Annotated in this window: 28 protein-coding genes and 1 tRNA gene; 4 read left to right on the top strand and 25 right to left on the bottom strand. The window is 65.9% G+C overall.

Going from position 1 to position 18580, the window contains the following annotated elements; translation table 11 throughout:
* Window positions 1-61 precede the first annotated feature (61 nt).
* Both AB0C38_RS23600 and AB0C38_RS23595 read right to left on the bottom strand, forming a co-directional pair.
* Entirely contained in the window at window positions 62-670 is a 609-nt protein-coding gene (locus AB0C38_RS23600) for a TRIC cation channel family protein (RefSeq protein ID WP_360676934.1), read from the bottom strand.
* The gene (locus AB0C38_RS23595) at window positions 671-1324 is read right to left on the bottom strand and encodes a response regulator transcription factor (RefSeq protein WP_003087851.1); all 654 of its coding nucleotides are present in this window, start codon (window positions 1322-1324) and stop codon (window positions 671-673) included. It abuts the gene before it with no gap.
* Window positions 1325-1598: 274 nt separating this feature from the next.
* Here AB0C38_RS23595 and AB0C38_RS23590 point away from each other — a divergent pair.
* Window positions 1599-1671: transfer RNA gene (locus AB0C38_RS23590), tRNA-Arg, on the top strand.
* 54 nt (window positions 1672-1725) lie between these two features.
* On the opposite strand, the gene AB0C38_RS23585 is transcribed toward AB0C38_RS23590, so the two are convergent.
* The 15 genes from AB0C38_RS23585 to AB0C38_RS23515 all read right to left on the bottom strand — a co-directional run bounded on the left by AB0C38_RS23585 (window position 1726) and on the right by AB0C38_RS23515 (window position 9776).
* Window positions 1726-2886 (bottom strand): site-specific integrase, encoded by a 1161-nt coding sequence (locus AB0C38_RS23585; protein WP_360676932.1) that lies wholly within the window; start codon window positions 2884-2886, stop codon window positions 1726-1728.
* Window positions 2886-3062, bottom strand: coding sequence for a helix-turn-helix domain-containing protein (locus AB0C38_RS23580; protein WP_360676930.1), 177 nt, complete (start codon window positions 3060-3062; stop codon window positions 2886-2888). Before AB0C38_RS23580 ends, AB0C38_RS23585 begins: the two co-directional genes overlap by 1 nt.
* Window positions 3055-4404 carry a replication initiator gene (locus tag AB0C38_RS23575; RefSeq protein ID WP_360676929.1) on the bottom strand — a complete coding sequence of 450 codons (1350 nt, stop codon included), beginning with the start codon at window positions 4402-4404 and terminating at the stop codon, window positions 3055-3057. The genes AB0C38_RS23580 and AB0C38_RS23575 overlap by 8 nt, the downstream gene beginning before the upstream one ends.
* A gap of 93 nt (window positions 4405-4497) precedes the next feature.
* A complete protein-coding gene (locus AB0C38_RS23570) occupies window positions 4498-5166 on the bottom strand; it encodes a DUF2637 domain-containing protein (protein WP_360676927.1) in 669 nt (222 codons plus the stop codon).
* Window positions 5167-5178: 12 nt separating this feature from the next.
* Window positions 5179-5592 (bottom strand): hypothetical protein, encoded by a 414-nt coding sequence (locus tag AB0C38_RS23565; RefSeq protein ID WP_360676925.1) that lies wholly within the window; start codon window positions 5590-5592, stop codon window positions 5179-5181.
* Window positions 5589-5810 (bottom strand): hypothetical protein, encoded by a 222-nt coding sequence (locus AB0C38_RS23560; protein WP_360676923.1) that lies wholly within the window; start codon window positions 5808-5810, stop codon window positions 5589-5591. Before AB0C38_RS23560 ends, AB0C38_RS23565 begins: the two co-directional genes overlap by 4 nt.
* Before the next feature lie 2 nt (window positions 5811-5812).
* A complete protein-coding gene (locus AB0C38_RS23555) occupies window positions 5813-6163 on the bottom strand; it encodes a hypothetical protein (RefSeq protein WP_360676921.1) in 351 nt (116 codons plus the stop codon).
* Window positions 6163-7530, bottom strand: coding sequence for an FtsK/SpoIIIE domain-containing protein (locus AB0C38_RS23550; protein ID WP_360676919.1), 1368 nt, complete (start codon window positions 7528-7530; stop codon window positions 6163-6165). Before AB0C38_RS23550 ends, AB0C38_RS23555 begins: the two co-directional genes overlap by 1 nt.
* 98 nt (window positions 7531-7628) lie before the next feature.
* Entirely contained in the window at window positions 7629-7811 is a 183-nt protein-coding gene (locus AB0C38_RS23545; protein ID WP_360676917.1) for a hypothetical protein, read from the bottom strand.
* Between the two features lie 2 nt (window positions 7812-7813).
* A complete protein-coding gene (locus AB0C38_RS23540) occupies window positions 7814-8077 on the bottom strand; it encodes a hypothetical protein (RefSeq protein ID WP_360676915.1) in 264 nt (87 codons plus the stop codon).
* Window position 8078: 1 nt separating this feature from the next.
* Window positions 8079-8222: a hypothetical protein gene (locus AB0C38_RS23535; protein WP_360676913.1), complete on the bottom strand. Its 144-nt coding sequence runs from the start codon at window positions 8220-8222 to the stop codon at window positions 8079-8081.
* Between the two features lie 40 nt (window positions 8223-8262).
* Window positions 8263-8430: a hypothetical protein gene (locus tag AB0C38_RS23530; protein ID WP_360676911.1), complete on the bottom strand. Its 168-nt coding sequence runs from the start codon at window positions 8428-8430 to the stop codon at window positions 8263-8265.
* Window position 8431: 1 nt separating this feature from the next.
* Window positions 8432-8596 (bottom strand): hypothetical protein, encoded by a 165-nt coding sequence (locus tag AB0C38_RS23525; RefSeq protein WP_360676909.1) that lies wholly within the window; start codon window positions 8594-8596, stop codon window positions 8432-8434.
* On the bottom strand, window positions 8593-8808 hold the full coding sequence (locus tag AB0C38_RS23520) for a hypothetical protein (RefSeq protein ID WP_360676907.1): 216 nt from the start codon (window positions 8806-8808) through the stop codon (window positions 8593-8595). The genes AB0C38_RS23525 and AB0C38_RS23520 overlap by 4 nt, the downstream gene beginning before the upstream one ends.
* Before the next feature lie 590 nt (window positions 8809-9398).
* Window positions 9399-9776: a hypothetical protein gene (locus tag AB0C38_RS23515; RefSeq protein WP_360676905.1), complete on the bottom strand. Its 378-nt coding sequence runs from the start codon at window positions 9774-9776 to the stop codon at window positions 9399-9401.
* 142 nt (window positions 9777-9918) lie between these two features.
* On the opposite strand from AB0C38_RS23515, the gene AB0C38_RS23510 reads away from it, so the two are divergent.
* Window positions 9919-10683 carry a GntR family transcriptional regulator gene (locus tag AB0C38_RS23510; protein ID WP_360676903.1) on the top strand — a complete coding sequence of 255 codons (765 nt, stop codon included), beginning with the start codon at window positions 9919-9921 and terminating at the stop codon, window positions 10681-10683.
* 21 nt (window positions 10684-10704) lie between these two features.
* Complete coding sequence (locus AB0C38_RS23505; protein WP_360676901.1) at window positions 10705-11370, top strand: YdcF family protein; 666 nt, start codon at window positions 10705-10707, stop codon at window positions 11368-11370.
* A gap of 378 nt (window positions 11371-11748) precedes the next feature.
* On the opposite strand, the gene AB0C38_RS23500 is transcribed toward AB0C38_RS23505, so the two are convergent.
* The 6 genes from AB0C38_RS23500 to AB0C38_RS23475 all read right to left on the bottom strand — a co-directional run bounded on the left by AB0C38_RS23500 (window position 11749) and on the right by AB0C38_RS23475 (window position 15894).
* Window positions 11749-12234 (bottom strand): hypothetical protein, encoded by a 486-nt coding sequence (locus AB0C38_RS23500; protein WP_360676899.1) that lies wholly within the window; start codon window positions 12232-12234, stop codon window positions 11749-11751.
* Between the two features lie 326 nt (window positions 12235-12560).
* Complete coding sequence (locus tag AB0C38_RS23495) at window positions 12561-12914, bottom strand: hypothetical protein (RefSeq protein WP_360676897.1); 354 nt, start codon at window positions 12912-12914, stop codon at window positions 12561-12563.
* Window positions 12904-13353, bottom strand: coding sequence for a hypothetical protein (locus tag AB0C38_RS23490; protein WP_360676895.1), 450 nt, complete (start codon window positions 13351-13353; stop codon window positions 12904-12906). The genes AB0C38_RS23495 and AB0C38_RS23490 overlap by 11 nt, the downstream gene beginning before the upstream one ends.
* A gap of 810 nt (window positions 13354-14163) precedes the next feature.
* Entirely contained in the window at window positions 14164-14451 is a 288-nt protein-coding gene (locus AB0C38_RS23485) for a hypothetical protein (RefSeq protein ID WP_360676893.1), read from the bottom strand.
* Entirely contained in the window at window positions 14444-14809 is a 366-nt protein-coding gene (locus AB0C38_RS23480; RefSeq protein ID WP_360676891.1) for a hypothetical protein, read from the bottom strand. The genes AB0C38_RS23485 and AB0C38_RS23480 overlap by 8 nt, the downstream gene beginning before the upstream one ends.
* Window positions 14810-14811: 2 nt before the next feature.
* Window positions 14812-15894: a hypothetical protein gene (locus AB0C38_RS23475; RefSeq protein WP_360676889.1), complete on the bottom strand. Its 1083-nt coding sequence runs from the start codon at window positions 15892-15894 to the stop codon at window positions 14812-14814.
* Between the two features lie 159 nt (window positions 15895-16053).
* On the opposite strand from AB0C38_RS23475, the gene AB0C38_RS23470 reads away from it, so the two are divergent.
* On the top strand, window positions 16054-16524 hold the full coding sequence (locus tag AB0C38_RS23470) for a UPF0158 family protein (RefSeq protein ID WP_360676887.1): 471 nt from the start codon (window positions 16054-16056) through the stop codon (window positions 16522-16524).
* Window positions 16525-16533: 9 nt separating this feature from the next.
* Here AB0C38_RS23470 and AB0C38_RS23465 read toward each other — a convergent pair whose 3' ends face one another.
* Together AB0C38_RS23465 and AB0C38_RS23460 are read right to left on the bottom strand one after the other, a co-directional pair.
* A complete protein-coding gene (locus tag AB0C38_RS23465; RefSeq protein WP_360676885.1) occupies window positions 16534-17652 on the bottom strand; it encodes a hypothetical protein in 1119 nt (372 codons plus the stop codon).
* Window positions 17649-18575: a hypothetical protein gene (locus AB0C38_RS23460; RefSeq protein WP_360676883.1), complete on the bottom strand. Its 927-nt coding sequence runs from the start codon at window positions 18573-18575 to the stop codon at window positions 17649-17651. The genes AB0C38_RS23465 and AB0C38_RS23460 overlap by 4 nt, the downstream gene beginning before the upstream one ends.
* Window positions 18576-18580 lie beyond the last annotated feature (5 nt).

The following is an 18580-nucleotide window of genomic DNA, read 5'->3' as shown; positions in this document are numbered from 1 at the left end:
GTTTTACTCAGCGTGCTGAGACTCGCCTAAGAACACACACAGAACTGACAAAGAGAATCTCTCACTCCGGCGCTCGCACGACCGGCGCGTTCCAGTGCCGCCAGAGCGCGACCATCCTGATCGTGACCACGCCGGCGGCCGCGACCACGGTGACCGGCCCCTCCGGCAGTCGCACAGCGTGACCGACGACGACGAGCACCGAGCCGGCCAGCGCGGCCACGGCGTAGATCTCCTTCCGCAGGACCATGGGGATTTCCCGGAGCAGGAGATCGCGCACGGCACCGCCGCCGATGCCGGTGGTCATGCCGATCAGGCACGCGGCGTAGACGGTCGCGCCGGCGTTCAGCGCGATGGTCGTCCCGGCGGTGGCGAAGACGCCGAGCCCGAGCGCGTCGGCGAGCAGCACGCCCCGCCGCAGCCGCGCGACCTGCGGGTGGAAGGCGAAGACGACCAGGGCGGTCACCGCGCAGACGGCGAGGTAGGGCCAGTTCCGCAGCGTCGTGGGCGGGTGGATGCCGAGCAGGACGTCCCGGATGACGCCGCCCCCGAGCGCGGTGGTGAGCCCGACGACGACCACACCGAAGACGTCGAGCCGGGCCCGCACGGCGGCGAGCGCCCCGGACGCCGCGAAGGCGACGAGCCCGAGGAACTCCAGCGCCGTGAGCAGCATCTACTGGTCGAGCAGGCCACCGCGGTAGGCCAGCAGGGCGGCCTGCACGCGGTTCGCCGCCCCGATCTTGGAGAGCACGGCGGAGACGTACCCCTTGACGGTGGCCTCGGACAGGTGAAGCCGCCCGCCGATCTCGGCGTTGGAGAGGCCCTGCCCGATGAGCGCGACGACCTCACGTTCGCGTTCGGACAGTGAGGCGAGCAGCTTCCGGGCGGGCTGAGCAGCGCGTTGTTCGTCCCGGTGGGACTGAACCATCCGCGCGGCGACGCCCGGGTCGAGGACCGCCCCACCTCGCGCCAGGTCCCGAACCGCCCGCAGCAGGGCCGCGGGGTCGATGTCCTTGAGGAGGAAGCCGTTGGCGCCGAGCCGCAGCGCGAGGCTGACGTACTCGTCGATGTCGAAGGTGGTCAGCATGGCCACAGTGGGCGGATCGGGGAGCGCGAGGATGGCCCGCAGCGCCCGGATGCCATCGTCGGGAGCCCGCATCTTGATGTCGAGCAGGGCAACGTCGGGGTGGTACCGCCGGGCGACTTCCACTGCGGATCTGCCGTCGGAGGCCTCGCCCACGATCTCGATGTCCTGAGCCCCGGACATCATCGCGCGCAACCCCGAGCGCACCAGTTCCTCGTCGTCGGCGAACATGAGCTTGATCAACGAAGCCCTCCGCAACAGCCAGTAGGAGGCGGCTCCCCGCGTCCCGTTAACGAAGGTTACCTACTGTTGTTCAGCAGTTCGAAACCAGACACGACCAGGTGACCGACTGGTCCGTCCAGGTCAGGTGCGGTGGGCCGTCCGGCTGGGTGTATCCAGACGGTCGGCTGCGGGTAAGAACCACTCACCTGGGTGACGACGTAGGTCGGGCTACGCCATCCGTGCCCCTGCTGCTGAGTCGTGCTTCGGCAGGCTAAGCTTGCGTCGGCAGTAGCAGGCCCTCGTAGCTCAGGGGATAGAGCACCGCTCTCCTAAAGCGGGTGTCGCAGGTTCGAATCCTGCCGGGGGCACAAAGCCCCTGGTCGGTGAGATGACCAGGGGCTTCGGACTAGGCCAACCCTTGCTTAACCCTCATCTTTGGGAAGCTCGATCTTCGGGCGCTCAGCCAGCGCCGGACCGACGTCCTCGCCCACAACGCCCCGTTCCATGTAGTCCTCTTGCGTTGTACTGATGCGCTCGTGGCCGAGGTAGTCGGCGATCTCGCGAGCGGTCAGCCCAGCGTCATCGAGAACGCCGGCGACGTAGTGCCGGAAGTCGTGCGGGTGCAGGCCCTTGTACGGCGTCTTCTCAACGACCATCCGGAACCGAGCCCGGGTGTTGTCCGGATCCCGCAAGGTGCCGGTCGCCGACGGGAACACCCACGGCGTCTCAGCCTCCGCCCGACGACGTTTGAGGATGTCCATCACCCAGCCAGGCGGCCGGATCGTGCGCATGCCGGCACGGCTCTTGGTGTGGTCCTGCACGAACAGGCCGCGCCCGGTCACCCGAATCGCGGTCCCGTGGAACCGGATCGTCCCGGCGTCGAAGTTGACCGAGGTATCCCAGTCGAGCGCGAGCAGTTCGCCGATGCGGCAGCCGAGCCCGGAAAGCACGTCGACCATGTCAACCAGGTCCCACCGCTTCGAGTCCTCGCCCGCGTGGAACACACCGAGAATCGGGCCGATGGTCTTCGCGTTGACCATGCGTTCCTTCTTGCGTTTCTTGGCGCCCAAACTCTCGATCTCACGGACCGGGTTCTTGTCGAGCGCGTCGTGCCGGACGACCAGAGCGAAGATGCCGGACAGCACGACTTTGACATGCGACGCAGCACCACGGCCGTTGCGATCCCGCGTCTCAGTGATCAGGCGATTCACTGTCGAGACACGGATGTCTCGGACCCGAAGATGTCCCATAGGCGTTGCCAGGTATCGGTTCCACGTGTCGCGATATTCCCGCTTGGTACGCGCGGCCTTGCTTGATTCATCGATCGACTTCAACCACATGTCCGCCGCGACGGCCACCTTGGTCTCAGCCTTGATCTCGCCATCACCGGACCGTCGCGCCCGGTCACGCAGGGCTTCAAGCAGGTTATTGATCGCCTTGGCCTTCGTCGTGCCGACCCGTTCCACCGGACGCGTGACGCCGTCGTAGTCCTTGTAATTCGCCACAGCTCGCGATCCGCCGTGTGGCAGTTCGTACGTGCGGATCTTGCCCCAGGTTCCCAGCGGGAGCGATGGCCTGCCCATCAGACCACCCCCTGCTGTTCGACCCACGAGTCGACGTCCTCGGAGCGGTAGCGGACGTACTTGCCGATGCGGCGGCCGGCCGGACCGTAGCCCTTGGTACGCCATTGGTAGAGGGTGTTCTTCGGAATGCCGAGGTAGTCGGCGACGTCTTCGACGCTGAGCAGCTTGCTATTCATGGTCGTTTTCCTTGCTGTATTTGAGTTTTCGGTCGTCTCGGATGCGTTCGGCGATGCCTGCGGCGAGTTCGCGTTCGGCGTCGTCGCGGTAACCAGCGCCGTCGAAGCACCAGTCGTTGACCACGGCGATGGTGTCGGCGCGGTCGTCGAGGCCCAGGCGTTCGAGGGTTTCGGCGAGCCGGAACGCCTGGCGGTCCCCTCGGATGGCCTTGAACGTCGTGGAGTAGGCCAGCGACTTGGTGAGGAAGTGGCCCCGGAAGGCGAGCATGTGCGCCCACCGGCGGAGCTTCAGGTCCTCATAGGCGAACAGGTCCCCGAGGTCCCAGGCGGTTTGGATGATCCGGCGGTGGTGCGGGGTCACCTGCAGGTGGTCGATGTCGAGCTGGGAGCGGATCGGCCGGTCGGCGGCTTCGCTCTTGCCGGTCCCTTTGGTGGCGTACTTCGCGATGTACGCGGCGAGCCGGGCCTCGGAGATCTGGCCGGCATCGTCTTCCAGCTCAGCCGACGCGGCCGGTTCGATGCGGCGGACGTCGACCTGAGTCCCCCAGGTGAGCGGCAGCTCCGTGCCGTCCGGGTAGCAGGTGCGCACGAGCACAGCTCCAGCAGCCGCGTAGACGGCGTCTTCGAGCAAGTCCGGGTGCGCCCACCGGGGAGCCGGTGACACCGCCCCATCGGGACCGTCGAGGCGGACCACGGCGTGGAAGTGCACGAGCCCGCGCCGCTGGTATTCGGCGACCTTGCCGTAGGAGAGCCGGGCTTGTTCGGCGAACTCGCGGGCCTTGAGCCCGGCCCGTTTGGCGAGCTCCCGCCGCAGGCGCATCGTGAACCGCTGCCACAGGACCCCGGCGTGGGCCTGCCAGAGCACCGACCCGACGTAGTCGTAGGTCTCGGGGTCGAGCGGGGCACCGAGGCGGGTGTCGTCGTCGTGGTGGTACTCCCCGCAGCCGCACGGCCGCCGCTTCCCGTTACGGGTGATGTGGGCGGTGTGGACGGGCCCGAAGGACGGGGCGGTAAGGGTGACGAACGCGCGCGGCCGGTCGCCCACGGAGGTCGGGATGCCTTTGTGACCGCCGATGAGTCCGGCGCGGATGAGGTGGAAGGCATCGGCGGCGTAGCGGTCGGAGCAGGCCGGGCAGACCCCGGAGCGCCGGTTGCCGCACGGGGCGAAGATGTCCCCGCCGTGGTGATGCAGCACGGCGCCGGTGGCGGCGTCCTGGAGCTGGTGTGCGCCGGAGAGGCGGATGGGGCGGGCGCAGCCGTTGACGGCGCGGACCTTGGCGCGCCAGTCCTGGTAGTCGCGGGCCTTCACGCGGGCGGCGAGGCGGTCTTCCAACGTCAGCATGTTGGAGCCTTTCGGTTGGCGGGCATGAAAAACGGCGCGGGAGCCGGTTGGTGGCCGGGCTCCCGCGCCGTGGGCGTGTGTGTGGGGAGTGATTCAGGCGGTCGTGAGGTCTTGCAGGATCTGCGCGGCCATCGGCTCCGGGACGCGGACGACACGGCGGATCTCCTCGATGGTCAGCTCCCGCCCTTCGTTGCGGGCGGTTTCGGCGGCGGTGTTGATCCGGCTGGTCAGCTCGGCGGGGAGCTTGAGCCGAGGTCGGTCAGCAGTGGCCACCGCGACCGGTGCCGGTTTTGCGACAACGTCGGTCCGGGACGCGGTCACGGTGACCGAGCCGGACTCGGTGGCGGGTTCCGGGTCCTCGGGGGCCGGGGTGCGGCGCATGAGGAGCTTGACGACCACGAGGAACCCGAGTGCCGGCATCGCGGCCACGAGCCACCCGGCCGGGGTCGGTTCGGCGAGCGCGACTTGGGCGGCCATCTGCACCCCGAACCCGGCCACGAGCACCGCCACCGGGAACGTGAGCTTGCGGGACCCTCCGGTGCGGTGGTCGCGCTGGATCTCGAACCCGGCGACGATGACGATGCCCTCGATCACCACCGCGTCGGCCCAGGCGATCCAGCCGAGCTGCCCGTGGTGCACAGCCCAGTCGTGAGTGTGGGTGAACCCGGCCGCCGCGCCGATCGTGCCGAGGACGACGGCGACCAGTGTTCGGATGACGTCCACCAGCCGACGAGTCCTGTTCGTACTGTCCGCAGTGGACATGATGTTCTCCTCTCAGAACGGAGTGAGGTTGGACCAGCGTTGGAGCATGTCCCGGCCGCGTCGAGTCAGTCGCAGCGGTAGGACGGGTTTGCGGACCACGCCGTGCAGGCACGAGATCGCTTCCCTGGCCGGGCTGCGGTCGACGTAGCCGATGGACACCAGGTGCATGACGACGTCGTCCTCTTGCGCGGCCCGGCAGTGGCCCTCGCCGTCGAGGACCATCACGCGGTCGGTGTCGTCCAGGAGCCCGAACTTGCCGTCCCGGACGTCCGTGAGCACGTCTTTGGCCACCAGCGGGTTGCCGGGCGAGCCGAGCGGCTTGCGGCGTCCCCGAGCCGGAGGACACGCGCGACCGGCCGCCGGTGCGGGGGCCGAAGTGGGACTGCCGAACAGACCGAGCTGTCCAGAGTCGGCGCGGCGGCTCATCGGACGCGCTCCCGCCCGACGTCGCCGAACTCCCGGTTGCGGAACTCGGTGATCCCGAGCACCAGGCCGAGCCCGACGCAGGCGAACACGGCGGCCACGATCCAGAACAGCACCGAGGCGCCCTGTCCGAGGTAGATCAGCCACAGCACGAGCGCGGCCGGGACGCCGTACTTGGCGTAGAGCCAGACTCGCCACACATAGAAGCCGAGACGCCACATGGTCAGTCCTCCTTGGTCGGTCGGTGGGTCGGGCAGAACACGAGCTGTTCGGACGTCCAGCGCCAGCCGGGCTCGTGGGTGAGGTACTGGCCCAGCTCGTGCCAGTCGCCGAAGCACATCCGGTCGTCGTTGGGGTACTCGCCGCAGACGACGCAGCGGGCGTAGTAGGCGACGCTGTACTCCGCGATGAGGACCTTGTCGCCCGGTCCCCGCAGCACGCTCGCCCACGTTTCGGCGTCCTCGCGGGAGGAATACAGGCGATCGCTGAGCCGCTGCAGCCCGGTCTCGAAGGTAACCTTCTCGATCGCGAAGTGCGGCGCGTGGACCACGGCCGGGTAGTTGACCGTGGTCATCACGCCACCACCGACAGCCCCGGCATCGGCCGGCCGGAGCGGATGAAGGCGATCAGTTCGTCGATCTCCCGGTCATCGACGTAGGCGGCGCGGACGCGTTGCGGGACGCGGGTGCGTTGCCGGATCACGTAGCCGATACCGGCAGTGTCCGGGACATTCGGGATCTCGTCCGCCAGCGCGCCCCGCAGCCGGGCACCGTCCCCGAGGACCATGTCCACGTGCGACTGAGCCGTGACCCGCAAGCACACCCGAGTCGGGAACAGCTCCCGCACCGGCACCGTGTCCTTGGTCGGTTCCTGCACCAACGCCGTCATGAAATGCCCCGTGGCACGGCCCTGCGAGCCGACGATGGCGAGCTGCTTGCGCAACGTGCGGGCGATCGAGCCGTCGCCGTAGGCCAGCAGCGCCCCGATCTCGTCGATGATCAGCAGGTTCAGCGGCGTCTCGGCCGAGACCTCGATCTTGCGGCGGCCCGTGGCGGCGAAGGACTGCTGCACTGTGCGTAGGTCCGCGATGTACTCGTCGACCAGTGCCGCGCAGGTCTCCTCGGTGTCGGCGTAGCGGTAGGCGGCGTGGGCGTCGCCGAACTTGCGGAACTCCAGTTGCTTCGGGTCGCAGATCCACAACCGGACCAGCCCGTCGCGGATCAGCGGAGCCAGCCCGCGCAGCTCGGAGAGGACGATCGAGTTCTTGCCTGCGCCGGTCGCGCCCGCGATGAACAGGTGCGAACGCAGCCGCAGCCGCCAGTCCGTGCCGTACTCGGTGTCCCCGACATAGATGTCATCCAGGTCGACCGACTCGGCCGTGTCCGGCATCTCCGGAGCCGGGATGGTCTCGGTGAACGGCTCCGAGCGTTCGATGATCAGCGCGACGAAGCCGGGCTTCGGGTGCTCGAACGCGATCCGCTGCACCCTCAGCGTGTCCGCCAGTCGTTCGAGGTTCTCCTCGATCGAGCGGCGAGCCTGCCCACGCGCCAACGCCAGCGTGACCACGTCCACGGACGGGGAGTAGGACCGCAGCCGGGTGATGCGCGGGAAGAGGTCCTCGCCGGTCTTGCGGTCGGTGACGTACATGTCGCAGGCCCGCAGCGCGCGGGTGAAGCGCGGCCCGACGTAGACCGACCAGCGGCGGCGCCAGGCTCGAAGCCGCGGGGCGGCGTAGTGGTCGAAGGTGTCCGGGTGCGCTCGGTACCAGCAGAGCAAGGCGCCGGCCGTTCCGCCCGTGATGCCGCCGGTGGCGGTCCAGCCGAGCTCGAGACCGGCCCCGAGGATGGCGCCCGGTCCGGCGGTGGCGCCGGGGTGGCGGACGAGCCACTTGAGCGCCTTGACTTCGGTCCCGGTCTGGCGGGACGACTTGGGGGTGTTCATGGCTTGGTGGTCCTCTCGAACAGCACGAGACCGGCCCCGCGTCCCGTGGTGGGAGGTGGCGGGGCCGGTCTCGTGCGAAACGGATCATGTGTGGTTGGTCAGAGGGTGATGGCCGCGCGGGCGTCGGTCAGCTCGGTGGTGAGCGTGCCCATCGCGCGGGCCGCGCGGGCGTGTGCGGCCTTGAAGCCGTTGCGGTTCAACGGCATGCCCTTCATCGACTCGCGAAGCTGCAGGAGCGCTGTGTCGAGGTCGTCGACGACCCGGTCGACCTGGTGCGCCATGATCAGAACCTCCAGTCCCGCGAGACCAGCTCGGCCTCGTGCTTCTTGCCGAGCGTCCGTAGGCGGTCGAGTTCGTCGAACGCCTTGGTGCGGAACGCTTTCAGTTCGTCTTGGCTGGCGATGGTCCAGGACTCGGACATGGCCTTGTCGTCGTAGCGGTCGATGAGCTTGTCGACCTCGCCGAGGACTTCGGCCACCATGTCCAAGGTGTTCACGAACGTGGCGTAACGCTGCTGCGCACGCCGGTTCAGCGTCTTGAGCTGCATCTCAGCTCCACCTCTCCGGGTTGTGCTCCAGCGACCACGCCAAGCCGGACAGGTCACCGACCAGCGCGCGGATCGACCGACCGGCCTGCACCTTCGCCTCATCCGGCACGTCAGCGCTCCGGAACTTGTGGAATGCGATGGTCAAGCCGTCGATCATGTCTCGGATGTCGTGCTGCATTTGCCGCTTACCCTTCGCGTGTCGTGGCGACCAGTTCGGCCGCCGAGGTGAGGTCTGCCGTGAGGAAGCGCACCGCGTTTCCGACCGCGACCTTGATGTCCTTGTCCGGTTCGGTGGCGGCGAACGCGCGGTACGCCTCGTGTGCCGCCGTGATGATCGCCAGGATTTCCGGCATGTCAGCCCCCGTTCCGGATCACGTGTCGAGCGTGTTCGATGCCTTCGCAGAACCCCGCCTGCCAGGACAGGTCATCGGTCGTCTCCGCCAGCGCGGCGGCCCGTTCCTGCTCCAGCCGAGCCGCAAGCATCCGGATCACCACGCCGACCTTCACCGGGCGGCTCACCGGTGATCCCACCCGTCGAGGCCCAGTTCCCGTTCCCAGGACCGGGCGTGCACCCACAGATCCGAATCCGCCGGCGGATCCTGTGCGTAGACCTCCGCGAGCGTCAAGGCGGTGATCGCGTCGTTTCGGTCCAGGAACCGGCCCGGCAACAACGTCACCGTCCAACCGTCCGGCGTGACCTCCGCCTGGTGGTCGGTCACATCCGAGGTCATCCACTTCTCCGCCGTGATCCAGATGCCCATCACCGGCCCGCCTTCCACGCCAGCGCCAGCCCGGAGACCAACGCCAGCACCCCGAACACCGGGGCCGCCACGATCAGCAGCCCGACCAGCACGAGCCACACCAAGTACGTGAACACCGCTTTCTCCTCCCTTACATGTGCCACTGGCGGCCGCACACGGTGCACGTGGCAACTCGTGTCGGTGACAGCCAGAAACTTGCCGAACAGACGTGGTTGGTCTCAGGAACCCCGCTTCGGGCCGTGCGGGTCGTACGACGACAACCCACCCCGAACCGCGTTCAATGCGCCACCCATCCGCCTACTCCTTCCGCTCGAAACTCCGTGGTAGAACCCCAGGACCCCCGGACGAACAGTCCGGCCGGGAATCGAGGCGCGCCACCACAAACAGCGCGGTTTTAGGCATGGATCGGCCCACTCTGTATTTGTCAAAGAACGAGAAGTGCCCTTGCCCGACTCGAAACGGGCCGCCAACCGACTTGGGAAGGGCTCCAGGGTGGTGATCACGCGACGGCCGGGGAGGTAGCCGCGCGAACCGGTCACCCACCGGTCATGAGGTCAGGCTCAGGCGGCGCGCTGCGCAGCACCCGACCCGACAGGCTTCAAACCGAGAGCCTTGAACCACAGACCCGAACCAGAGATCCGGCCGTCATCGCCGGTCGTCTGCCACGTGTTCAACACCGGGTTGATCAACTCGACGTAGGAGCCCTCCTCGAACCCCTCCCCCGGGTCCGACGCGAGCGTCACCTTGATTTCCTCGCCCTTGCCCGGCCGTCGCCCCTCCACCGGACGCGGCTTCGCGAACAGCATGACCACGAACGCCTGGTTGCCCTCGCGGTCCACCGCCGGGGTCAGCTCCCCCTTAACCTCGCGCATCTTCATGGTCGGCGCTTCGGTGACCATGAATCGGTAGCCCGAGCTGACGAACGGGATGTCCTGCATGTCTGCCTCCCAAGGTCTCCAATAGAACTATCTCTATAAAACCACCGGCGACGCCATGTGTCAATAGAACTATCTCTATCAGGTCGCCGTAGCGGTAGACTGGCGGTAGAGATAGCGTTATCGACCTGCGAAGGGACGTCGTGTGACCATCGGATACAGAGACCTCGCCGCCGTCCTACGGGAGGCGATCAAGGGCGGGGAGTACGCGCCAGAGACCACGCTGCCGAAGCAGAACGAACTCGCGACGCAGTACGACGTCAACGTCAACACGGTGCGCAAGGCGATCGGTGTTCTTGAGGCCGAGGGCCTGGTAACTCCGGTGCGGCGCAAGGGCACCGTCGTCCGCAGTCGGCCCGCCCTCAAGCGACTTGGCATGGAGAGGTACGCCAAGAGCAAGTGGAAGTTCGGGCTCGTGGCGTTCGCGGCGGACCGTGAAGCGTCCGGGGCAACCTGGAACCGCTCGGACCAGACCAACCGCGTCACGCTGGTCGAGGCCGACACGGAGATCGCCCAGGCCCTCGGCGTCGAGGTGGGGAGCCCGGTCTACGAGCGGGCCCGACTGGTCAAGCAGGATGGCCGGCCGACTCACAACCTGGCGAGCTACTACCGGCCGGACGACGTCGAGAACACGCCGATCGTCGATCCGAAGCCCGGCAACGCCTCACCTGGAGGCGGGTTCGCGGTCCTCACCATGCAGGGACTCGAACCCGACACCATGACGGAGACGATCTCAGCTCGGATGCCGACGCCTGAGGAAATCGACGAACTGGAGCTCCCCGCTGGCGAGCCGGTGATGATCCTCCATCGGACCACCAGGACCGCCGACGGGACCGCCGTCGAGTTCGCCCGTGGCGTCCATGCCGCGTCGCGGTTCGCCTGGACCTACACGTTCAAGATCCCCGAGTAGCCCCAACCCGAGGAGACGCCCGTGCCGACGTCGACCATCCCCGACGACCTTCGCGAAGACGTCGAGACGCTGTGGAACTTCCATCGCATCGACGACCCGCTCAGGCCTGTCGACGTCGCGATCGGACTCGGGAGCCACGATCCGAGTGTTGCCGTCTATGCAGCTCAGCTCTACACCAAGGGCCTGTTCCCCTTGGTCGCGTTCACAGGAGCCAATGCGCCGACGACCGTCGAGCGGTTTCCCCGAGGCGAGGCCGTGCACTACCGCGAGATCGCGATCGATGCAGGCGTCCCTGACAGCGCAATCCTGGTCGAACCGAAGGCGACGAACACCGCCGAGAACTTCGAGTTCACACGCGAGCTGCTCCAGGAGCATGGCACGCCGGTTGCTACGGCCTTGATCTTGAGTCGCCCCTATCAGCAGCGCAGGGCGTACGCCACGGCCAAGAAGCTATGGCCCGAGGTCGACTTCCTTTGCTCCGCGATCCAGCAGCCTCTAACTGACTACGTCGAGAGCATCGGCGACCACAAGCGCGTGATCGACATGCTCGTTGGAGACACCCAGCGGCTGACCGTCTACGCAGATGCCGGGTACGCCATCCCGCAGGAGATCCCTGCCGACGTTACAGGCGCCTACGACCGGCTGATCACCGCTGGCTACGACAGCCGCCTGATCCCCACCGCTTAGTACGTGTTCAGAGTTTCTTTTCTTGTTCAAGGCGGCCCCTCCGGGGCCGCGCCGCTATCGGCCGGCACGCGCGGGGCCCGCCTCCGGCACCCACGCGACCGGCCGGCGGCTGCACCGGGGACCGCAGCTCAAGAAGAAGAGAATGTCCTCGCCGGACGGGCAGGTCTCCGAGATGGCCGAGTCGAGCGCGACGGTTGCGTCCGTGTGCGGCCGAACGGCATCTCGACGACCTCCCGGAGGGCTATCACGCCGCGTCAAGGGGGCAGCCGAGCAGGTCGGCGGCGGTCAGACGGTAAGCGCCCCCTTGACACAGCGTGATCGGGCTGAGCCAGGTCGACGAGATGCCGAAAGGCCACCCACTTGCATAGATGGCAGGAATTAACTTCCTATTGGGGCTTTTCCACCGATCTTTCGCCAGTGCTCAAGCACCTCTTCCTTAATCGGCAACGCCAGCAACTCGGCTCGTTCCTGCTCCGCCCTCGCAATCGCAGACTCTGCGCTTTCGGCAACAAGCTCATCAAGGCGAGCGGTATCGGCTGTCCATCCAGGCATGATGTTCTCCATCATCGCACCCGTTGACACACGAAGCTTCTCCTGAGCGGCAGCGGAGGCCGCGTGAGCACGCCTGATGTCGCCTGGATGATCCAGAACACTGACTTCTCCCGCATCCAGGATCACCCCAATCGAACAGGGCAGGCCACTCCGCAACGCCAACCCCACGATGGCGTCATCTGCGCGGCGTTCGCTCAGCTCCCAGTTCAGTCCACCTAAGTCCAACTTCCTCTTCCGCGCGCCCTCAAGCACCATCCGCGCAGGCAGATCAATCCACTTCATCCCGAGATCGGGCAACAGTAAGTACAGCATCTGATCAACTTAGTAGCATCCTCTACCGAAGGGGAAGCGGACGCGCGGACCAACCACCAGGAGATCACGGTAAGTAATCATCCCAGGAGTGCGCGCTAGCCGCCCCTGAACCAGTAGGCGACGGACCACACTCGGCACATCACACCAGCAGACGACGGCCACCGTCCATAATCAAGAGCTGCGATTTCCCACACGCCAAATAAGACAAGTTCGCAGATCTGAAAGCACCAAGAAAGCTCAGGGAGTCGAGAATTCACGCCCCACTGAGCCTGACGGACGAGCCGCGCCCGCATAGGTCGACAAGGAATTCATATTATCATGATTCTCTAAAAAGGCGGCTCATCCGCAAAACCTACTTCTTCGGACGCATCGCTTTCCTCGTCAGGTTCCACGTTCAAGTTTCCAGGAAGCCACTCAAGGGTTTTCGCACTTGCAGAGCCCGCCCAGATTCGCGCTCCAACCTCAGGAAGCCTCAGGACAAGCAGCTTTCCACCAGGAAGAGCGGTAATAAGCTTTAGTCGGTCTCGCCAAACCAGCACATCATCATCCGTGATCACTATCCATGCATCTAAGAATTCATGCCACCACTTCTTGGCATGATCTTTTATAGCCTGCTGCACCAGGGCGCGCTGAGTACCGTCGAGCCCTTCAGTCAATACAATTAGAGCCCTACTTGCCATCTTCGCTCCCCCCTGAGTCCAGTTCGGCAGCTGCAGCCTGCTCAACATCCAACCGCGCCGCAGGTTCCGAAACCGAAATGTTCACCCCGCGTTCAATTACGCCCTCAACCTGAACAACCCTCTCGCCAGACTGGTCATCACCAAGGGTTACCCGGCTTATCTCCGCATACTCCCGACCAGATATCTGACCAAGCATTAGGTTTGCAGGCTTTTTGATATTGATGAATGCAACCACTCCTATAACGCTGATAACAATCATGAATCCTACCCCTAAAATCCATGGAATCAGCCAGGTGGCGACATCATTTATCGCAAGCGTTGTAACCGACGCCAAAACTCCGGCAAACACAACCGATATAATCGTTGCATAAAACCCCAGAACAGTGCGCGGATTTACCGTATGCCGCTGCGCAACCATCCTTGTCAACTCGTTCTTCAACGAGCCCCACCTCCCCGCGCACAGCCACCCTCCGGAAATCTTGCATCATACCCCGCCCAACCGACCGATAACGAGCAACCCTCCCCGCCTAAAGTCAACCTGCTTAACACTCTCATCGGACACCGACCAACAACACCAAGGACGGCCATCAACGCCCATTTGCTAACGTTAAGACCGCAGGCGCAGGGGTATAATGATCATCGGCCGCCGACATCAACCAAGATCTAATTCTACTATCAAGCCAAGAGACCCAGAGACGCATCCATGCCACACCACACCAGCACGGGACGACCAATGCGAACCGATGGCAGCACACATCGCCCGGGCCGGCTACTGCTACCAGCAGATCGCCAGGCGGCGGACAATGTTGATCTCTGTCGGCGATCAGTGGAGGGCATATTCACAAGAGTGGGTGTTGCAACCCAGCCCTCGAGGGGCGAGCTCCACCCGTGTCACATCCATGCCACACCGCACTACCGAGGAACACCCAACGATGGCCAACGACGCCCCGGACTTGCCCTGGTCAACGGACATCTCGACGCCCAGCCCGCAGGTCTGATGACCACCGAATCAGAGCAAGGGGCCATCGGGTCAGGTGTTCGGCGTTCTGTCGTGACCGAACACCCCGCCCGTCGCCCACGCTTTACCCTCGCCAATGGTTGCGAGATAACCACAAATGACCACAGGTACAGGCTCGCCGTAGCCGAAAGATCGCCAGGTGGCGGACCATGTCGATCACTATCGACGATCAACGGCAGGCATGATCCACAAAAGCGGGTGTCGCAGGTTCGAATCCTGCCGGGGGCACATTCAAGCTCTGGCGAGGCGAAGCGCCACGCCGAGCATTACCCCGGACCCCACGACGAACACCAGGGTCACCGCACCGAGCAGCACCGTTTCGCCCCGGCGATCTGCGTTGCGCAGGCGGTGGTTCGCGGCCAGTGCGACCACGGCCGCGACGATGGGCAGCGTCCACGACCAATGGGGATAGCGGAACACACCCCAAATAGCGAAACCAGCGAAGGCCAGGCCGAGGAGCCAAACGCCGAAATACGCCTTACGGAGGATGGCGTCGGTATCGAACAACGGGTCAGCCATCGAGCCAGTCCACCTCGGAGAAGTCCTCGTCGTCGACGGAGTCTTGGCGCCCTCGGTGGGACGGAGCGGGCTTCTCGTCGGATGCCAGCTGTGACAACGCATTCCGCCCGGCTTCCGCCTGCGCGTCCTTCTCGGACTCCGACAAATTGCCGTACCACTCGGCGAAACCGGCTGTGCTTCCGCCGAGCACGTCGGCGTATAGGGACGAGCGCAGTACCCCGCGCGGCGTTACGTTGCCGGCCAAGAGCTCTCGTGCCAGTTCGGCCGCCGCCGGGTTGGTCGTGTTGGCCGCCAGCTTGGTCAAGAGCACCTGACGGGCGCGATTCTTCACCGGGTCCGGGGAGAATTCCTGGGACATGCTCAAGCCCCCGGGTGGTTGTAGCCGGCGGGCAGGGGGTGGGCTTCGAAGCTTCCGCCGGAGCCGATGACGTCGAGGACGCCGCCGTGGATGACGCGGACCGTGTTCTGCACGTTCATCAGCAGGTTGGTCATCTGTTTCCAGCCGTCGACCACGTTCTTGCACTCCAGCGCGGCCAGGCTCCAGAGAACGGCCGGGCCGACGACCGTTTCGGCGAGAACACCGCCCGCGGCCAACTCGACAGCGCCCCAGAAGATGCTGTCGAAGATGTCCTGGATGATGTCGTTGATCGTTTCCGAGAACTCCCACACTCCCTGAGCCGCTTCACGGTACTTGTCGCGCAAAGCTCCGAGGCCCGCCGCGTAGCCGTTCACCGTGTCGGCCAGCCCGCTGAAGTACTGGAAGGCTTCGTTGGCAGCGTTGCCGGTCCAGCTCGTCAAGAGGGTGGTGATGTTCGTCTTCAGGTCCTGGGCGAGATCCGCGCAGAAGAAGGACAAGGAGTTCAGGGCATCCGACGCCTTCGCGAACTGCTCCCAATCGCCTGCCACCCAGTTCGAGAACTCCTCGACGGGGTTCACTTGGATCGTCGCGTCCAGGAACTGCTGCGTCCAATAGCCCGCGCTGATCAGGTTTCCCAGGTCGTTGACGAGCTGGATGGGATTGGTGAAGTCGGCGGCCTGCGGAGGCTTCAGCCGTTCTGCCGGAAAAGCGATCTGCTGGACGGCCTGGGTGCTGGTATCCGCGGGCAGCCCCGGCACCGACGGCATCTGCGGCGGGCGTCCGGGGTCGGGATATGTCTGATCCAGCCGCTCGGCCGAGCGTCCGTCGACGCGGTCGTACATCTGCCAGGTGCGATCGAGTTCGGCGCTGCTCGCCTCACACACCTCTGTCAGCGCCGTCAGCGCGTTGACGATTTCGCCCTTGGCCTGTTCGTGGCTGCCGACCAGTTCGGCGATCAACCCGGGTTGCGCACCGATCTGCAGGTTCGCCTGCACGAAGCCCTCCGCGGTCTTCGCGTCGTCGTGGTGGTTCCGCAGGATGCCGCCGTACAGGCCGATCTGGAAGGTGTCCACTGTGAACGCCATCGACAACTCCCCTCCGTAGTCGTTCGAATGCAGGCAGTATGACATTCAAACGGCGCGGCGGCTCCTCACCGAGGAGGTGCACCAGACCTGGTGGCCGCGCCGACCAGCAGCGCATCGGTCGCACCAGGGTCAGCGGATCAGTACAGCTACCCTTTCCGCATGCTCGGCCTGGACAAGTTCGACCTCGAAGAAATCGGGACGGCCCTGCAGGACCAGACCGACTTCGAGTACTTCCACCTGGTCGACCCTCGGACCGGTGAGATGGGGTTTTGGACCACGGACGGCGGGATCGACGGCGAGCACCCGGTCGACCTGGACGAGCTGGATCTGATCGCGATTGAGCCACTGCCGTCCTACGTCTGGTACCGGGACATGGCGGACTTCGCCGAAGGTATCGGTGACGAGCGGGCCCGCCGGCGGCTGGCGAGGGCCATCCAAGGCAAGGGCGCCTTTCGCCGCTTCAAGGACGAGTTGTACGAGGAACACCCGAAGCTTCTTCCCGCCTGGCACGCGTTCAGCGATGTCCGGGCCCGACGCCGTGCAGTCGAATGGCTTGCCGACAAGGCACTCGTCGACCGCGACGCCGCCGCCGGGTTCGCCGCCGAACTTCCCGATCCCGACTTGCCATGAGTGCACCGATCAGAGGCCGGACCGCTCGAATCGCTCCAGCAGGCTCGGCTTGCGACGGTGTTCGGCACGTAGGCCGGCGAAGCGCTCGGCGAATGTCGCGCTTTCACTGGTTCGAGCGCTGACGGCCTTGAGGTCTGCGAGCAGCACGACCGCGTCGTCATAGCCGGCGGGCCGCTTGGACTCGATCAAAGCGGCGACCTCGCGCCACGCGTTCTCCTCGTCCGCGGCCAGTGCTTCGAGTCGCAGCTCCCGCGCCTCGGCACGCGCCCGTTCCTTCAGCAACGCTTCCGCCGCGGCACGAGCGGTGGCCACTCCCTCCCGCTCGGTCCGCTTGGTCGTCGCTGCCTGCAGCAGTTCGCCCACCGTGCGGGTACCAGCGGCGGGGATGTCGGCGAACTGGCGGCGAAAGCGCCGGCGCACCTCCGCCGCCACGTGTGGGTCACCGGTCACCGACCGCACGAGCAGCGCGTCTTTTCCCCGCTGCGGCAACCCCTTGACGAACTCGGCGAGCTCGCCGACATCGCCCGGCCGGCCACTGGCTTGGGCGGCGATGGCCAGCAGGTCGTCGTCGATCCGGAGAAACTCTGCCAGCGCGCGCAGCGTGTCGGTCAGGCGGTTCAGTCCCGGCGGCACGGGTGGTTCGAGTTCTTCTTCGTCGAGTTCGGTTTGAGCGGCGAGCAGCCAGCAAAGATAGAGCGCACGGTGGTCGCCGGCGGCGAGATCCACGCGGACCGGGATCAGCTCGCCGAGGCGAGTCTCGTCGGACTCGTCCCAATCTCCGCCGTCCTCGTCGTCGGAGTAGAGGCTGAGGATGACGTGCGCGCCGTGCTGCCAAGCGCTCGCCGAGTCGGCGGGGCAGTAGCGCTGGGCTGTTTCGAGGTCGAGAAGCTGTTCCGGAAGCTTGATCATGAGGCTGCGAATGCCCCAGTTGGCGACATACAGATGGGCGTCGAAGTAGCGCTCCATCATGGTCATCGGGTTACCGCCGAAACTGCCCCAGTGGTACTCGTTCGTGAACCTCGTCGCGGTGATGTCCGCGCGCGTCGACAGAGCCCGCAGTTCCGCCTGCTGGTCGTCGTCGAGTTCGTGGTCGACGGCCAGGAACTCGTAGTACTGGTACTCGCTCACTGTCCCGACTTTGCCAGATGATCTGACGACTCCCACCGCGCTCCGTATGCCAGGCCGGGCATGAGGCCGCGGAATCGCAGGTGCACCTCCCCTGACGAATCCATCTGCGATGGACGGCCGCGGTAGCCCGGGTCCGACACGTCCCGCTGGAACGCGCCGTTCAACACCCAGACTTCCGGAGGGGGCACCCGGCCGAACCGGACCCGCAGGTCGAACTCGTCGCACGGCTGGCGAGGCACCGTCACCATGTACGGCCGCAGCGACGGCGGCTGGAACAGGATCCCCACCTCCCACGACTCGCCACGGGACATCGGACGAGGTAGCTCCAGCCCATATCCCCAGCGCGAGGACGTCTCCATCCCCCGGTCCACCAAAGTCCCTCCATAGAGAACCGTGGCCGAGGGGCGTCCCGCCGGGAGGGACACCGCCAGCTCGAGCGACTGAAGACCCTCCTGATCGGCCACGATCCGACGCCGCTCGAGGATCAAAGGCGGGTCCACTACACAAGCGATAGCCAGCGACGACGTGTGCCACTGGTCCCCAGAAGCAGCCGGCGACGACGAAGGCGATGAAGCCAGCTCCGCCAGCAGGTCGATCGCCTCGTCCACGCGGCGGCGGACCGTCCGGGGGTCGCGGTCCAAACGGTGAGCTGCCCAGCGGACCCGGTCCTGGTAGAGCGGCTGGCGGGCCTCCGCGCAAATCGCGAAGGCCGCCAGCGCCGCCACCCGCAGGTCCTCAGGGAGGTCCGCCGCCAGGCCGGTCAAGCGGTCCGACACCTTCTCCCGGATCGCCACCATCCCGTCGCCGTCGGCCACCGAACAGGCCGATCTCAGAAGAGGGCCGATCCGATCCTCGACTCGGCCCGCCAACCCTCGGCCCTTGCGCAGCGTCTTCAACTCCCGGACCAGCTCGGAACGCTCCACGGTCC

This window comes from Amycolatopsis sp. NPDC048633, assembly GCF_040650695.1.
In the GTDB taxonomy this organism is placed as follows: domain Bacteria; phylum Actinomycetota; class Actinomycetes; order Mycobacteriales; family Pseudonocardiaceae; genus Amycolatopsis.
This window is presented reverse-complemented; position numbering and strand designations above follow the sequence as displayed.

Excerpts from the sequence above, each read along its gene's own strand:
- AB0C38_RS23600 (WP_360676934.1), bottom strand. The coding sequence starts at position 670 with ATGCTGCTCACGGCGCTGGAGTTCCTCGGGCTCGTCGCCTTCGCGGCG.
- AB0C38_RS23585 (WP_360676932.1), bottom strand. The coding sequence starts at position 2,886 with ATGGGCAGGCCATCGCTCCCGCTGGGAACCTGGGGCAAGATCCGCACG.
- AB0C38_RS23580 (WP_360676930.1), bottom strand. The coding sequence starts at position 3,062 with ATGAATAGCAAGCTGCTCAGCGTCGAAGACGTCGCCGACTACCTCGGC.
- AB0C38_RS23575 (WP_360676929.1), bottom strand. The coding sequence starts at position 4,404 with ATGCTGACGTTGGAAGACCGCCTCGCCGCCCGCGTGAAGGCCCGCGAC.
- AB0C38_RS23570 (WP_360676927.1), bottom strand. The coding sequence starts at position 5,166 with ATGTCCACTGCGGACAGTACGAACAGGACTCGTCGGCTGGTGGACGTC.
- AB0C38_RS23565 (WP_360676925.1), bottom strand. The coding sequence starts at position 5,592 with ATGAGCCGCCGCGCCGACTCTGGACAGCTCGGTCTGTTCGGCAGTCCC.
- AB0C38_RS23560 (WP_360676923.1), bottom strand. The coding sequence starts at position 5,810 with ATGTGGCGTCTCGGCTTCTATGTGTGGCGAGTCTGGCTCTACGCCAAG.
- AB0C38_RS23555 (WP_360676921.1), bottom strand. The coding sequence starts at position 6,163 with ATGACCACGGTCAACTACCCGGCCGTGGTCCACGCGCCGCACTTCGCG.
- AB0C38_RS23550 (WP_360676919.1), bottom strand. The coding sequence starts at position 7,530 with ATGAACACCCCCAAGTCGTCCCGCCAGACCGGGACCGAAGTCAAGGCG.
- AB0C38_RS23545 (WP_360676917.1), bottom strand. The coding sequence starts at position 7,811 with ATGGCGCACCAGGTCGACCGGGTCGTCGACGACCTCGACACAGCGCTC.
- AB0C38_RS23540 (WP_360676915.1), bottom strand. The coding sequence starts at position 8,077 with ATGCAGCTCAAGACGCTGAACCGGCGTGCGCAGCAGCGTTACGCCACG.
- AB0C38_RS23530 (WP_360676911.1), bottom strand. The coding sequence starts at position 8,430 with ATGCCGGAAATCCTGGCGATCATCACGGCGGCACACGAGGCGTACCGC.
- AB0C38_RS23520 (WP_360676907.1), bottom strand. The coding sequence starts at position 8,808 with ATGACCTCGGATGTGACCGACCACCAGGCGGAGGTCACGCCGGACGGT.
- AB0C38_RS23515 (WP_360676905.1), bottom strand. The coding sequence starts at position 9,776 with ATGCAGGACATCCCGTTCGTCAGCTCGGGCTACCGATTCATGGTCACC.
- AB0C38_RS23500 (WP_360676899.1), bottom strand. The coding sequence starts at position 12,234 with ATGCTGTACTTACTGTTGCCCGATCTCGGGATGAAGTGGATTGATCTG.
- AB0C38_RS23495 (WP_360676897.1), bottom strand. The coding sequence starts at position 12,914 with ATGGCAAGTAGGGCTCTAATTGTATTGACTGAAGGGCTCGACGGTACT.
- AB0C38_RS23485 (WP_360676893.1), bottom strand. The coding sequence starts at position 14,451 with ATGGCTGACCCGTTGTTCGATACCGACGCCATCCTCCGTAAGGCGTAT.
- AB0C38_RS23480 (WP_360676891.1), bottom strand. The coding sequence starts at position 14,809 with ATGTCCCAGGAATTCTCCCCGGACCCGGTGAAGAATCGCGCCCGTCAG.
- AB0C38_RS23475 (WP_360676889.1), bottom strand. The coding sequence starts at position 15,894 with ATGGCGTTCACAGTGGACACCTTCCAGATCGGCCTGTACGGCGGCATC.
- AB0C38_RS23470 (WP_360676887.1), top strand. The coding sequence starts at position 16,054 with ATGCTCGGCCTGGACAAGTTCGACCTCGAAGAAATCGGGACGGCCCTG.